General features: G+C 51.8%; 10 protein-coding genes. All 10 read left to right on the top strand.

The features are described 5' to 3' along the window. The first annotated feature begins 23 nt into the window (after positions 1–23). The 10 genes from SCARR_RS19495 to SCARR_RS19450 all read left to right on the top strand — a co-directional run bounded on the left by SCARR_RS19495 (position 24) and on the right by SCARR_RS19450 (position 15359). Entirely contained in the window at positions 24–1472 is a 1449-nt protein-coding gene (locus tag SCARR_RS19495) for an alpha-L-fucosidase (RefSeq protein ID WP_168433446.1), read from the top strand. A gap of 72 nt (positions 1473–1544) precedes the next feature. Then, positions 1545–3077: an alpha-L-fucosidase gene (locus tag SCARR_RS19490; RefSeq protein WP_136063323.1), complete on the top strand. Its 1533-nt coding sequence runs from the start codon at positions 1545–1547 to the stop codon at positions 3075–3077. Positions 3078–3097: 20 nt separating this feature from the next. After that, positions 3098–4645: a sulfatase-like hydrolase/transferase gene (locus SCARR_RS19485; RefSeq protein ID WP_136063322.1), complete on the top strand. Its 1548-nt coding sequence runs from the start codon at positions 3098–3100 to the stop codon at positions 4643–4645. Positions 4646–4675: 30 nt separating this feature from the next. After that, on the top strand, positions 4676–6319 hold the full coding sequence (locus SCARR_RS19480; RefSeq protein WP_136063321.1) for an alpha-L-fucosidase: 1644 nt from the start codon (positions 4676–4678) through the stop codon (positions 6317–6319). A 16-nt stretch (positions 6320–6335) separates the two neighbouring features. Further along, positions 6336–7253, top strand: a complete 918-nt coding sequence (locus SCARR_RS19475; RefSeq protein WP_136063320.1) for an alpha/beta hydrolase — start codon at positions 6336–6338, stop codon at positions 7251–7253. Next, positions 7243–8841, top strand: a complete 1599-nt coding sequence (locus SCARR_RS19470; RefSeq protein WP_136063319.1) for a sialate O-acetylesterase — start codon at positions 7243–7245, stop codon at positions 8839–8841. The genes SCARR_RS19475 and SCARR_RS19470 overlap by 11 nt, the downstream gene beginning before the upstream one ends. 93 nt (positions 8842–8934) lie before the next feature. After that, complete coding sequence (locus tag SCARR_RS19465; RefSeq protein ID WP_136063318.1) at positions 8935–9231, top strand: hypothetical protein; 297 nt, start codon at positions 8935–8937, stop codon at positions 9229–9231. Between the two features lie 13 nt (positions 9232–9244). After that, positions 9245–11050: a GDSL-type esterase/lipase family protein gene (locus tag SCARR_RS19460; RefSeq protein WP_136063317.1), complete on the top strand. Its 1806-nt coding sequence runs from the start codon at positions 9245–9247 to the stop codon at positions 11048–11050. Then, complete coding sequence (locus SCARR_RS19455) at positions 11047–12819, top strand: sulfatase (protein WP_136063316.1); 1773 nt, start codon at positions 11047–11049, stop codon at positions 12817–12819. Before SCARR_RS19460 ends, SCARR_RS19455 begins: the two co-directional genes overlap by 4 nt. A gap of 149 nt (positions 12820–12968) precedes the next feature. Next, positions 12969–15359, top strand: a complete 2391-nt coding sequence (locus SCARR_RS19450) for a choice-of-anchor D domain-containing protein (protein ID WP_136063315.1) — start codon at positions 12969–12971, stop codon at positions 15357–15359. Positions 15360–15451: the final 92 nt, after the last annotated feature.

Genomic DNA, 15451 nt, shown 5'->3' with positions numbered 1-15451 from the left:
AAGGAGCCAAATCGAGGTATAAAGTGAAAAATGTATTAATGATCCCAATAGCCCTGTTTTCCGTTTTTATGTGTTCTGCGGAAGAACCGGGGAAATTCACGTCGGAGACTTTAGCGGAATACGGTACAGCCCCATGGTTTGGGGAGGCCAAGTTAGGCGTCTCCATGCACTGGAGCCTCTACTCTGTGCCTGCCTACAAGACAGAATGGTATCCGAACCAGATGTACTATGTGGAAGGGGTCGATAAGCCGTATAAAAAAGAGGTTGCGGACTATCACCGGAAGACCTTTGGCGACCAGAAGGAATTCGGCTACAAGGATTTTGTGCCGATGTTCAAGGCCGAAAATTTCGATGCCGACTACTATGCAGATCTCGTGAAAAAATCGGGTGCGGGCTATTTTGTTGCTCCAGCCATTCACCACGACGGGTTTGCCATGTGGGACTCGGAGGAGATCGAGTGGAACGCGGTGAAAATGGGACCCAAGCGGGACATCGTGCAGGAGTTTTCCGATGCGATGCGCAAACAGGACATTAAGCTGGGTGTTTCAACCCATTATGGACGGCACTGGCGCTACTATACGTTCCGTCCGGAGTTCGATAACTGGGATCCCCGGTATGAGGGACTCTACGGAAAGCGGAGGGGCGATAACGATTCGCCCCGACCGGAGGATGCGTTGCAGTGGGAGCGGGTGTTGACCGAACTGATCGATAACTACCAACCGGACTACACCTTTATCGATGGCGGGATATGCGATGGGCACGCCAAGTTCAATACTGAGATGTTCAGGGAGGCTCTTTACCGCGTAACCGCCTATTACTACAACCAAAGCGATGAATGGGGCCGGGACGTGGTGCTTACCTGGAAGCGGGATGCGATGAAGATCGGCGAGGCCGTGTATGACACCGAAGGGAAACAAGGGGTGCCCGGTTCCGCCGGACCCATTGCCGAGTTGCCTTGGGAGTCGCACATGAATGTAAAGAAGCCGGGCTGGTGTTACATCGAGGGAGAAAAAGCCATCGAGGTTAAGTCGATTCTAGCCAAGTTCATTGATGTGGTCAGTCGTAACGGGAATCTGATGCTTAACCTTGGGCCGAAGGCCGATGGCACATTACCCAAACTTCAGGAGCAGGCATTGCTGGATCTCGGCGAATGGATGGCGGTGAACGGCGAAGGCATCACGGGTTCCAGACCTTGGAAAATTCACGGCACGGGAGAGATCGATCATCACGGCCATTTTGACAAGGAAGCCATTCGTTTCACGCAGAAAGCCGATGCGGTTTATGCCTATTTCGTGACTTGGCCTGATGATAAGACGTTGGCGATTCCATGGGGCACGAAGCCGGGGCAGGTGGATCTGTTGGGGGCCAAAACGGCGGTTGCGTGGGAGTTCAAGGATGGCAATTTGATCGTGAAGCTGCCGAAAGAGCTGCCCTGTAAGTATTTGTGGGGATTGAAAATCGGTATGAACTGATCCTGATTAAGCGGACGCATCGCAAACCTTTAAGCTAAAGATGCAAATCGAATAAACCAGAAGGTGTAGAACATGAAATTGAAATTTTACAAAGAAACGTTGGTTTTCTTTATGTCAACCGTTTGTTTCGGACTGAATTGTTCGGCGGTAGAGAGTTCCTCTGCGAACGAGATTAGTACCCAATACGAGGCCACACGCGCCTCCTGTGCGCGGCACCGGCAAGCGGAATGGTTTCAGGATGCCAAGTTTGGACTCTATGCCCATTGGGGGCCACGACAGTTCCTCTGGGAGGCGGCACCTAAAGGCGGCGTGTTGTGGGATTTACAGGAAGGCTATACTCCGGGAGAAGAGTCTTACAAGTGGTGGAAGGAATATTGGGGCGATCCCAAGGTTGTCGGAATGAAGGATATCATCGATCAGTGGAACCCATACCTTTTTGATGCCGACGAATGGGCCCAGTTGGCCGTGGATGCCGGGGCCCGGTTTATTGGCATGCATGCATCGCATCGTGAAAATTTCCAGCTATACGATAATCCGGAAACCATCTGGGATAGCGTGGATAAGGGGATGCATCGGATGGATTACCTCAAAGCCTTGGCCGATGCCACGCGGGCCAAGGGCCTCAAGGTAACCGTGGGGTTCCATCATGCCGAAGCGTGGCGCATCTATACGGCGGTTCATGAATTCGGCGATGGTGCGGAGGCACCGGATTTGTATTTGGATCCCCACACGAGTGATGGCGATCGGTTTACTGAAAACTTTATGGATGACTGGGTTCAGATTGCCAACAGTGCCATTGATTCGGCCAATCCCGATCATCTCTGTTTTCTGGCCGGAACTCCGATGGGAAAAATTAACGAAGAGCGCTATTGGAAGGTGTTTTCTCATTTCTTCAACAAGAAGGGGAATGACGGGGTGGTTGTGATCAAGAACCAGACCTATGAGAATGTGGCGGATGACAATATTGGATACGATAATCACGAGCGGTCGAATTATCCGAAGGATCATATCTCCCCGAATGTTTTTCAGGTGGATCTCACGATTGGAGGGTGGGTTTACCAATCCTACTATGAGGACAAAAACTTTAATCATTCCATCAATAACAATCCGCATCAGATCCGTAAGCTGATTGATATTACGAGTAAAAATGGCGTGGGTATGTGGAACTTTATTCCTAAGTCCGATGGAACGATTCCGCGGCACTGCAAAAAGGTTTTTGGGGAAATGGGAGAGTGGCTGGCGATTAACGGCGAAGCCATTTACGCCACTCGGCCATTCTACACCCACGGCGAGGGACCGTTGGTGGCGCAGCCGAAAAATAATTTTGTAAAGGCGACCGGAGCGGATCGGCGCTACACCCGCAGTAAGGATGGGAAGACGGTCTATTGCCTCTTTATGGACTGGCCGGTGGAACCGACGGTCACACTGAGTGCGCTGGGAGCTGATGCTTGGAATGTGGCCACCGAGGATATCGCGAATATCCAGATGATTCCCGGCTCGACCGACCTCAGCTGGACGCGGAATGCCAATGGATTGCAGGTCGACATGTCGAGTCGGCCGAATCATGACTTTTGCTACGTCTTGAAGATCGAGTTAAAACGTTAAAACAATCTGGGGTAGATCATATGCTGAATAGAATTTTAACGGTGGTCATGTTGAGCCTGTTTTTAGGGTCGGCTGTCGTGGCGGAAAACCGTCCGAACATTGTATTCATCCTGGCCGATGACATGGGCCGGGACTCCATTCAGGCAAACAATACCGAATTCAAGGTTCCGACCCCCTGTCTGGATCGGCTGGTTTCGGAGGGAATCAATTTTACGGATGCGCACTCCGGCTCCTCGGTCTGTACGCCGACCCGTTACGGGCTGCTGACTGGACGCCACTGCTGGCGCACGCCATCCAAGTTTTCCGTCCTGTGGGATTGGTATCCATCCTTGATCGAACCACAGCGTCTGACGCTTCCGGAAATGCTGAAGGCGCAGGGGTATCGCACGGCCATGGTCGGCAAGTGGCATCTGGGAATGGACTGGGAGCTGAAGGAAAGCGGTTTCATCCGCGACGCACTGGATTGGCATGAACATGATTTTACGGCCAGTAATAAGAACCGGAAAACCAAAGATTTTGACTGGAAACGGATCGACTTTTCCAAGCCGTTTCGAGGCGGTCCCACAGACCATGGGTTCGACTACTTTTTCGGATTGGACCTCCCAAACTTTCCGCCGTACACATGGATGGAGCAGGACCGGGTGCTGGAAATTCCGACCATTCTTAGAGAGCAAAGTGTCTACAAAACCGGGAAAACCGGTCCGGCTACCAAGGACTTTGATCCTGTGAAGATATTGCCACGCCTTACCCAGGAAGCCGTGGGCTATCTTGAAAAGGCGGCAACATCGAAACAGCCCTTTTTCCTCTATGTCCCTCTGACCTCGCCCCATGCTCCGATCGCCCCTTCGGAGCGTTTCCTGGGGAAGAGCGGCGTCAACCCCTATGCTGATTTTATCATGCAGACCGACTGGTCCGCCGGGGAAATCATAAAGGCGATTGATCGCAGCGGGCTTAAGGACAATACGATCGTTATTTTTTCAACCGATAACGGAAGCACGCGCGATGGAATCCGCAGCATCAAAAATGACGGCGGAGGACGGTTGGATAACCAAGTCCGGGGCGGGAAAACCGAAATCTTCGAAGGCGGCCACCGCGTCCCGTTTATTCTCCGCTGGCCCGGAAAGGCTCCCGCCGGAAGCATCTGCGAAGAGACATTCTGCCTCACCGACATGATGGCGACGTTCGCCGAGCTGACCGGATACCGTCTGGCGGATGGTGATGCGGTAGACAGTCACAGTGTTCTTCCTCTTTTTTCCGGCGGACAGCGGGAAAGGACTCCTTCAGTCATTCATCATTCAATTAAGGGCGAACTGTCTATTCGTGAGGGAAATTATAAGCTGCTGTTTTTCTACAAAAACCGGGCTGAGCGTACCGATTTGACCGCTGAGCTCTATGATTTGAGCCGCGATCAGAGAGAGGAAGAGAATATTCTCCCGGAACATCCGGAAATCGGGAAGCGGCTTTCGGAGACCTTGCAGACGATCATTCGTGAAGGACGAAGCACCCCTGGCCCGAACCAAAAAGATTCAGTCAACCCCTTCTGGGATCCAGCGCAGTTTTCCCTGTAGTTGGCGCCGGGAGAGAAAGGAAAAGATCATATGAAAAATAGAATTGTAACTGTTGTCATGTTGAGCCTGTTTTCAGGATCGGCTATTGCGCAAGCCGGGACGTTTGAACCCACCCGTGAGAGCCTGTCCACCTATGAAGTGCCGGAGTGGTACAACGATGCCAAAATCGGGTTTTTCTACCACTGGGGGCCGCAGACGGCTTTGGGCGATAAATGGAACGAGGATATCTCGGACTTCTGTCTGCAGAAAGGAAAGTACCAAGATTCGAATACGGGCATTAAAAATCCGGTGGGTCAGTGGGGGAAGCATATGTATCCCAACATGAAGAACAGCGTCCTGCTTCCGGATAGCCAGCAATCGACGGCTTACCACATCCATAAACGGCTGTTCGGCGACCCGAAGGAATTCGGTTACAAGGATTTGATTCCCCTGATGAGCGGCGACGGCTTTGAGCCGGAAGAGATGGTTCGCCTGCTTGATGAGGCCGGGGTGAAATATATTGTTCCGCAGGCCGTACATCATGACGGTTTTGCCATGTGGGACTCGAAGGTCATTGATGAATTCAATGCGGCCAAAATGGGACCCAAACGCAACACTACGAAAGAGGTGATTGATGCCGCCCGGAAACGGAACATCAAGGTCGGTGTATCAACCCATGCCTCTCGGCACAGTCGCTACTACAAGAAGCTGGAGGGGTATGATACCTCCGACCCGCGTTTCGATCAGTTGTACGGCATTGGTCTGGATGAAAATGGCATGCCCAAACCCGCGTCCATCCAGAAATGGGAGGATACCCTTGGCGAGTTGGTTGAGCTCTTCCGACCGGATTATATTTTTGTGGACGGCGGCAGCGCCGACGTCTTTTGCCAGTCCGGCAGCTACCTGTGGCAGGATGCCTTTCGCCGGGTTGTGGCCAACTACTATAACAAGGCTCAGGCCGGAGGCTGGGAGCCGGTTATTACCTTTAAGCGCGAGTCGTTGTGGAAAGAGGAAGCGATACCCGACTACGAAGCTGGTTATCTGGCCGACATTGCACCCTACAAGTGGCAGACCCATGCCTCGATTTGTGGATGGTTTTATCGCCCGGGCAACGGCAGAAGGACGCCTACACCGATGTTGTTCTCCAAGATCATCGATACGGTGAGTAAAAATGGAAATATACTGCTTAACCTAGCGTTAAAAGCAGATGGATCCATGCAGGACATAGAAGTGACCTATCTGAAAGAAATGGCGCGTTGGATGGATGTCGTTGGCGAAGGGATTCATGCCAGCCGTCCCTGGTTGGTGTACGGAGAGCTGGAGCCAGGAACGACCTTGGGATTTATTTCGAAGGATGAATCCAAAGGAAAGGTCTATGATGACCCGGAGAAGGTTGAGATGGGACGCTATAAACTCCATCCGGGCGATATTCGGTATACCTGTAGTAAAGATGGAAAGGCTATTTATGCAACACGATTGGCATGGCCGGAAGAGCCTTTCACATTGACCTCGTTTTCACGTGAGGGGGTTGGACGCGATGTTCAGATACAATCAGTTTCACTGCTCGGCAGCGATGCCGAGGTGTCGTGGAAGAAAACGCCCGAAGGACTGGTTGTTATGCCTCCGGCCAAACCGGTTTTCGACGATGCGGAGTGGCCGGTTATGTTTAAGCTAATGGTCGCGGAAACGTTTTAAAAGGATAAGTGATATTATGAATAAGTTGCCAATCATTGCAGGAAGCCTGTTGTTCAGCTCTCTGCTTGCCTTTTCAGCAACTAAAGAGAACTTACCAACGCCGACCCATGGGGATATTAGCTATGGTAAAGATCCAAAACAGAAAATTGATATCTGGCTGGCCAAAAGCGATGCCCCGACTCCGCTTGTGGTATACATACACGGTGGTGGATGGACGGGGGGGGACAAAGATGCCATTAGCAAAGATTATTTGACTCCGTTGCTGGACAGGGGAATATCTGTTGCATCCATAAATTACCGATTATCAAAAACCAATCCTCTGCCTGTTCCTGTTCACGATGCGGCAAGAGCACTCCAGTTTGTGCGTTCAAAGGCAAGCGAGTGGAATCTGGACAAGGAACGTGTCGCCCTCATGGGTAACAGTGCCGGTGGATGCACCAGCTTATGGATTGCTTTTCACGATGATTTGGCCAATGAAAAATCGGAAGACCCTGTCGAACGTGAATCGACACGGGTCTGTGCCGTATTTTCTAGGAATGGCCAGACATCTATTGATCCTAAATGGATAACGGAACATATCGGTGTAAAAGGAGCGGAACATTCGATGATTTGTTCCGCCGTGGGCGAAGCAAGCCTGACCGCCGTGCTCAAGAACTATGAAACCCACGAAGTACTGTATACGGAATTTTCGCCGCTCACTCATCTGACCCCTGATGATCCTCCATACTATGGACTTTACGCTGGCCACAACGAGGTGCCGGCAATAAGCCTTGGAGCTGGTATTCATCACCGTGTCTTTGGCATCAAACTGAAGGAAAAATCGGACGCCATTGGACATAGCGGATGTTTATCAACAAAACGGAATCGAACATCCTTAAGTGAAATTGACTTTATTACAAAAATTCTGTTGGGAAAAAACTCTGATGAAAAATAAGCAAAGGATTCTTCTCCTATTCGTTTTCGGTATGGTTGTGTCGGCTTTTTCGGCATTGAAACCGGCGCCGCTATTCGGTGACAATGCCATTTTACAACAGGGGCTTCCCGTTCCCGTCTGGGGAACCGACACTCCTGGAAGCACCGTGACAGTGTCTTTTGCTCATCAGGAAAAAAGTGTAACCGCCGATGTGGACGGGCACTGGGAAATTCGCCTCGCCCCCATGGCCGCATCGACAAAACCACGAATCCTGAAGATTTCCTCTTCGAGCGGCAATTCAGCTGAGTTTAAAAACATCCTCATCGGTGAAGTGTGGCTTGCCAGCGGTCAATCCAACATGGCGTTCTCTATGAAAATGTTTGCAAAGAGGAACGCAGTTGCCGGAAAAATAAAAGCGGATCTTATGGCGGCAAAGCTCCCTGAAATCAGGCTCGTTAAGGTGTCTCTTCAGGCTTATGACGGACAGGTAGAGAGAGCCAATAATGGTTGGAGTCAATGCTCTCCGGAAACGGCCGACGGCTTCTCAGCGACTTCCTTTTACTTTGCTAGAGCGCTGCACCGCGACCGGAAGGTTCCGGTTGGAATCATTCTTTGCGCATGGAGCGGCAGTGCCATTCAGACCTGGCTTCCGAAGGAGGCCTTTCTCGCCGACCCCGCACTCAATGAAATTATGAGCCAATACCGTACCCAATATGCACGATTTACTCCGGCAGAATATGAGGCCGAGTACAGAAGGATTGCTGAGCTAAACCGACTCTACGATGCAAAAATACGTAACAACATCCCCCGTGGGGAACGTGGGCCACGCCCGAAATATCCCTTGGGGCCGAAGTGTCAAACACGTCCAGCCGCGCATTATGATGTAATGCTCAAAAAGCAGGTGCCCTATGCCATCAAAGGGGTAATCTGGTATCAGGGCGAAACCGATGCCAACAATTTTGATTTTTCAAAAGGGGGGCCATCCCTCTACCGAAACCAGTTCTCCGCCATGATTAGAGGCTGGCGGAAAGACTGGAACTCGGACCTGCCCTTCCTTTTTGTCCAGCTACCTAACTGGAAAGGGAAGCTACTGGACGGCAACGAAGCGTATCAGGGCTGGGCGGAACTTCGCGATTCACAGATGAACGTGTTTCGTTCTCTACCAAAAATGGGTATGGCGGTAACGATTGGTCTCGGAGTTACGGAGGATATTCATCCTTCCCAAAAAGAAGCCGTCGGTGAACGGCTCGCCCTCTGCGCAGAGAAAGTGGCGTATGGCACCGAAGAACGATACGCCAGCGGGCCGGTTGCGTTGTCGCACCGCGAGGAAGGAAACAAAATTGCGATTTCGTTTTGTTTTTGTGAAGGCGATCTCGTGCTGAATCATTCGACGAATGAATTTTTGATCTGCGGAGCGGACAAGCTGTTTGTTCCGGCACAGACATCCCTTCAGGGCAGCGAACTCATGGTTTGGAGCGATTTGATTGCCGAGCCGGTCGCTGTTCGTTATGCGTGGGAAAACAATGCACACCCCGTGCTGTTTGATAGTCGCGGCCTGCCCGCAAGCCCCTTCCGTACAGACTCGTTTAAGCTAACTTCGCAGAATTAAACTTACTTTACGAAATTTATGAGGTCTGCATTTTCAATAAGTGAAAAGAGGTGTCTGCCACAATGCTTATTAACACTGAACCTCTGGTCGTATATGAAAAATAGATTATTTCCCTCCCGTTTAACCCCCGGTTTGTTCCTTGGGCTTGCTCTGCTGTCCGGGCTTGGAGCAACCGCCAGCCCCCCGAATTTAGTCGTGATTTTTGTGGATGATATGGGCTATGGCGACTCCCTGAAAGAGTTTGCCGATGAATGCCTCGCGCATTGTTCGGAGTGGCGTGCGAAGAAGGATGACATCGGAAAGAAGGCCATGGAATCACAGAAGTGGCACTTGGATAAGTCGCGCTGGATTCGCGCATGGGACCCTTCGTCCTATAAACCCCAACGGTAATGGAAGGCATTAAATGATTCGAAATCTGATTATCATCTGTTTGGCCTGCGCCTCGATGTCGTTTGCCAAAGGAACGTGGGAGGAGCAGCAGGCTTACGCCGAAGAGAAGACGGTCGAGCATCTGGAGGCCTGTCCGCAGGTGCGTTCCGACCGGTTTGTTGTCAAAACCGTCGAGTTGCCGGACGGACAGGAGCTGCTGCTGGATCTTCGGATTGAGCGTCCGAGAGAAGGCGGTCCTTTTCCGGTCGTGTTTTATGTGCACGGCGGCGGATGGATTACAGGCAGTAAAAGCCATTTTGCTCATCAGTCATTCGAGCTTGCAAAGCACGGTATTGCCGGGGTCCGGCTGGAATACCGCTGGCGAAGCCAGGGGGCGAAATATCCCGAAGCGATTAGTGATGTGATGGATGCCATCGACTTTATCCGGCAGCGCGCCGATGAACTCAACCTAGATTTTACCCGCGTGGGGCTTGCAGGTGGTTCGGCGGGCGGACATCTGTCATCCATTGCCGCGCAGCTGACGCCGGAATGCATTTGCTACGACGGCTACAACGGGCTGTTCGATGCCTTGGAGCGCGCCCGCAGCCATTTCGGCGGTGGCGACTACACCGGCACGACCGAAGAGGAAAAAAAGGCGGCTTCCGCCATCTATAACATCAAGCATCCTCCACCCGACACCTTGCTCTATCATGGCACCGAGGACACCACGATTGATATCGATGTGGCCCGCCGTTTTGCAGAGGCGGTCCGCAAAAGGGGCGGGAATGCCGCGCTGCTGGTTTATGAGGGCGTGGGCCATTCATTTTTTGGAAAAGAACCCTATCTCACCGCAACAACCCGGGCTTTGCTGGCGCATACATCGTTTGTGTTTGGTCTGACGGATCTGAAGCCGGAGATTTCTGACTATGTGCCACCGCCCAAAATCGCACAGCTGCCATCCGGTTTTTCCTTGGTGGATAGCTGGAAGGACGATGCAGGCAAGCGCGTTGAGTTCTTTGTGAACGGCGCGGTGGACTATGCAAGCGGTCAAAGGCTCCAATGGTTGGAAAGCTATGGCAACTATTACGTGGTTTGGCAGAGCGGGCACTACGGAAACATCGAGGTGCTTGATCGCGGAACCATTCGGATCGGTAAAGTCGTCTATCGCAAGGATTCGCTGAATCCGGCCGTGTTGCCGGTGCCGCGCGAAACCGGCGGCAAGGCTTGGCTGGTCAAGCGCCTGGCCGAAGTTGCAAAGGAGCTGGACACACGCGATCTCTCCAAAGTGAAGGTTGTGTTTGTCGGCGACTCAATCACGCAGGGCTGGCTGGAGAAAGGTGCGGCGTTTTGGCAGGAGGCGTACGCAAATGCACTCAACCTGGGCGTTTCAGGAGACCGGACGGAACACGTACTCTATCGGTTGAAAACCAAGAGGGACGGAGGAATGGGCAATTTCGACGATCCAAAGCTTCAACCTAAAACCATCGTGCTAATGATCGGCACCAATAATCTGTTCAAGCAGCAACCGGATCAAATCATTGAAGGAATCGTTGCCGTGCGCGATCGCCTGTTGGAGTTGGAGCCGCAGGCGGAGATTGTTCTTTGTTCCGTTCTGCCCACCAGTGACGCGACGCGCAACCGCGACATCGTCGTGCCCATTAACCTGGCCATCCAATCGTTGGAAAACGTGCATTGGCTGGATTTGTATTCCCTATTTGTTGATACGGACGGTTTGCAACGCCTCTCTTTTTTTAAAGACGGGGTTCATTTGAACGAAGCCGGATATCAGTTGTGGTATGACAGTCTGGTTCTAGTGATTGAAGAGGGAGATGGTTTATGAAAATGAAAACATTATTGCTGGCCGGTCTCGTGGCTGCCGGGATGGCGCAGGCCGAAAAGCCGAATGTGCTGTTTATTGCGATCGACGACCTGCGCAACTTTGTCGGCTGCTTCGGTTATGACCAAGTGCTGACACCGAATATAGACAAGCTTGCGGAGCAGTCGACCGTGTTTCTGAATGCGCATAACCAGGCGCCGATGTGCGGGCCGTCGCGGTCTTCTCTGATGAACGGGATTCAACCCTACAACTCCGGGGCGTACGGCTTTGTCGACTGGCGAAAAGTGCCGATGCTGAATGGCGCCACGCCGTTGAATAAGCATTTCAAGAATAATGGATATCACACGATGTCGGGCGGAAAGATTTATCACGGCAATACCCTCCGGGATGGTGACTGGGACGAAATCTACTGCAAGGCGCAGCATAAGGACGGCACTTGGGGCGAAGAGGAAATCCGGCCCGAAGACCGGTCGCTTCAGAGCTACGGCGGTTTCAAGGTGTGCGGCCCGAGCGAGTTGCCGGACGAGGCGTTTCACGACACGATGACCGCCGATATGGCGGTCGAGCGGCTAAAGCGCGACTATGACAAGCCGTGGTTCCTGGCCGTCGGATTCACCAAACCGCACCTTTCATGGATTGTTCCGAAGAAATATTTCGAACTGTATGATCCGAACGAGCTGGTGCTGCCGGAGGTATTGGAGAACGACATTGCCGACACCCCCGATGCGGCGCAGTTTGCTTCCTACCAGGTGCACGACCTCGGCATAAAAACCGAAGAGGGCGGAGCGCGCCGCCTGCTGCACGCCTATCTGGCAACCATCACCTATATGGATGCTCAACTCGGCAGGGTGCTTGAAGCATTGGACGAACGGAGTGATGCGGGGAACACCGTGATCATGCTTTGGTCCGACCACGGTTGGCACCTGGGCGAAAAGCAGTGCTGGAGCAAGTTTACGCTCTGGGATGAATCAACCCGAAATCCGCTGATGGTTTCGGCGCCGGGATTGCGCGAAAAGCAGGCCTGCACCAAACCGGCGCAACTGGTCGATATGTATCCGACCTTGGTGGAGCTTTGCGGACTTCCAATGCCGGGAAGCCAGCTGGATGGCCGCAGCCTGGTGCCGCTGATGAAAAACCCGCAGACGGACTGGGAATGGCCGTCCATCACCTGCAACGGGCGCGATTCCTATGCCCTGACTTTCGAACATTGGAAATACAACCGCTTTTTCGATGGCTCCGAGGAACTTTACGATTTAAAGAACGATCCGCTCTGCCATGTGAATCTGGCCGATAAGCCTGAGCAGGCTGTTCGGAAAAAAGGGTTCTCCAACTATCTGCCGACCAAGAGCCACCCGAATGTTAGCGACGGCAAAGAATGGATGCTTTGGCTGGAGGATTATCCGCGCATGAACGAGTGGCGCGCTGAAATGGACGAAATTCACAAGGAGCTGGCGCGGACGGGCCGGGTGAATAATCAGATTTTCCGCCGCAAATGCCGCGCCGCTATTGAAGCTGAACGCAGCTCGATGGAGCCAAAGAAGCACAAGGCGGAGGCTAAGACTAATGCGTCCGAGCCCAATGCCTGGTTCAAAAAACTGGATGCAGACGGCGATGGCCGTGTAACCTGGAACGAATTTCTCGAACGCAACCGCGCCGAAGCCGAAAAGAAGCAAAGAACCTTCGACGAGAAAAAGGCGCGGAACAAGTTTGATCGCCTTGATGCCGATAATGACGGCAACGTCAGCTGGCCTGAAATGGAAACTCAAAAGTAAAAAACGCCATAAAAACCGGATATATTCAGGCATATAGTAAAACAGTTCAATAAAATATTTGACAAGACAAGGTGGTGCGGATAAATTATCCACACTGCAAAAAGAAGGGTGTGTCACCCGATAAGCACACAAACAGTAGGAGGAATAGGATGAAATTGAGGAACCTGAATATCATGATCGCGGCAGCGTCGCTGTCCATAACCGCATCGGCAGCTGAGTTGCTTGTTGGGGCCACGGATGGGCTTACTGGTGTAAGCAGTATGAACGATGTGGGCGTGCAGTGGCTGGAAGCGAGTGTTGGAACCGATGGAACCAGTACGGATACCTTTTATGGGCCAGATGGCGATTCCAACTACTCCACGGGTGAAGCTGTTCCGACCGCATCAGAAATCTTTTCAGTCAACGATGATGTCCGTGTTGTTGGCGAGGAAAATCATATTGAAGTGAAATTTACGATTTCTAACGACGGATATGATTATCTGGATGTTGAGGAAATCCGTTTTGATGCTTCCAAGCTGTTCAATGGCAGTCCAGCTGCACTTACCGTACAATATGTTGACGGAGATTTTTCGGGCGTAACCCCGGGAGCAAACATCTCGGAGACTTTCAGTGTTGCCGATGTGAACAAAGTTGGTGATTTTCCGGATTTTAGCGTAGATCTGACCAGCCTTGCTGATTATTCGCTGGGTTTTAACGAATCGGCAACTTTTGCGATCGTTCCGAGTTCTGCCTCCGCAGGAGCCAGTACCTACATTGACAACCTCGGCGTTTTTGGAACCACGGGCCCGGCCTCTGTAGTCACCGTTCCTAAAATCGAGGTATCGGGTAATGGCAACCTCATCGTCAACAATTCAACGACACCAGAGACGGCGAACCAAACGCTATTTCCCGAGCGGTCGATCGGCTCGATTGGAACCAATGAATTTACAATTTCTAGCACTGGTAGCACCAATCTGGTTCTGACGGGGTCGCCTGACGCCGTACAGCTCAGCGGGGACACCAATGTGTTCAGTATGGTATTGCAGCCGAATCTCACGGATTTGGCCGCAGGGACATCGACCACTTTTCAGATTAGCTATGAACCCTTGGTGGAAGACACCACAAATACCGCAACCGTTTCCGTCCTGAATAATGACACCAACTATACCTTTGAGATTCAGGGAATCAGCGTGCTGATTGTTCCGGATATTGATGTGATCAGCGAGTACGGGGGCTTTGCGATCACAAACAACCAGACCGAGGTCGACTTTCAGCAAAATACTGATTTTTCAACGGCCTATGTGGGAGAACCTGTTACAAACAACTTCTTGGTCCGGAATACCGGATATACCAATCTATCTGTGACCGGCGCGAGCATTAGCGGGAGTTCGGAACTCACGATTATACCTCCGGTTCCAGGGGATGTTGCACCGGGCACGAATATCGCCTTTTCGGTGATCTTTACACCAACTCTAGGCAATGTTGGCGTTTTACAAACTGCTTCCGTTATCGTTAGCAATAATGTTGCAGGCAAGGAAGCCTATACGTTTGCCGTTTCAGGCACCGGGCAGATTGCCGCACCTGGAGAGATCATTGCCGCATGGACCCATATAGATCCAGCGCTTCAAGTAGCCCCGCAGGAGGTTCATTCGAGCGTTGAAGCTTCCTATCTCTTAACGGGTGCTGATGGGGCGGGGGCCTGGGATAGCAGTTTTAAATCATCCTTGGATCACACGTATGGATCGACGGGCGGACGGGAATACTTTGGCGACCCGGCGGGAGGAACGCAGAATAAGAATATTCTATGGCATCCAAAAAATGATACGATCAGCCCGGTATTAACCCTGACCGTCTCGAATGCCAGTGCTTCAGCCAGCATCAATCTCAGCAGTTTGCACTATGATGCGATGATCGAAACGCTCGGTAATACGGATACGGTTGTGATCAACTATTCGGGTGATATTTCAGGTGTTGTAAGTACGGATACTGTTACTACAGTCTATGAGTCGGGGTTCAGGGACGGGCAGGACTTTGACCACGCGATAAATGGTGTTCTCGAACCCCAGCAGACGGTCAGTTTTAATTTCATGATCGATACCAACAATATGGTGAACTTCCAGGATATCTTTCTGGACAACTTCTCGATAAAAGGCACGTTTGTCGAGGATCCTTATCTGGAGTGGATCTCCACCTATACGAATGGAGTGGCCGCGGAAGCCGATGCCGATCCGGATGGTGATGGTCTGGACAATACCTATGAATTCGGCCTGGGTGGAAATCCGGTTGATGCCGAAGACACAGGCTACGCTCCGACCTATGGAAGTGTCGAAGAGGCAGGGCAATGGTTTGAATATGTCCATCCGCGGCGTGTGGATAGCGGCCTGACCTATTATCTCGAACTCACCGATATGCTGACGAATCCTGTATGGACCAATATGGGCTATTCCGTGGTTGGTGTAGGTGGAGCCTTTGAGGGTGATTCAGCTTTCGAAGCAGTAACCAATCGTATCGATACTGTAGCGAAAGATCATCAGTTCCTTCGACTGATTATTGAACAATAAAAGTTTGGAGCCCCTTCCGGGGATGGATTCGGAAGGGGTTAATCAAGAGCAAATGAGAAACTTGAAAAACCTCCGGGGTTTTCGTTCCTGTT

Origin of the sequence: Pontiella sulfatireligans, assembly GCF_900890705.1 — a bacterium.
In the GTDB taxonomy this organism is placed as follows: domain Bacteria; phylum Verrucomicrobiota; class Kiritimatiellia; order Kiritimatiellales; family Pontiellaceae; genus Pontiella; species Pontiella sulfatireligans.
The sequence above is the reverse complement of the archived record's forward strand: the minus strand, read 5'-3'. Positions and strand labels throughout refer to the sequence as shown.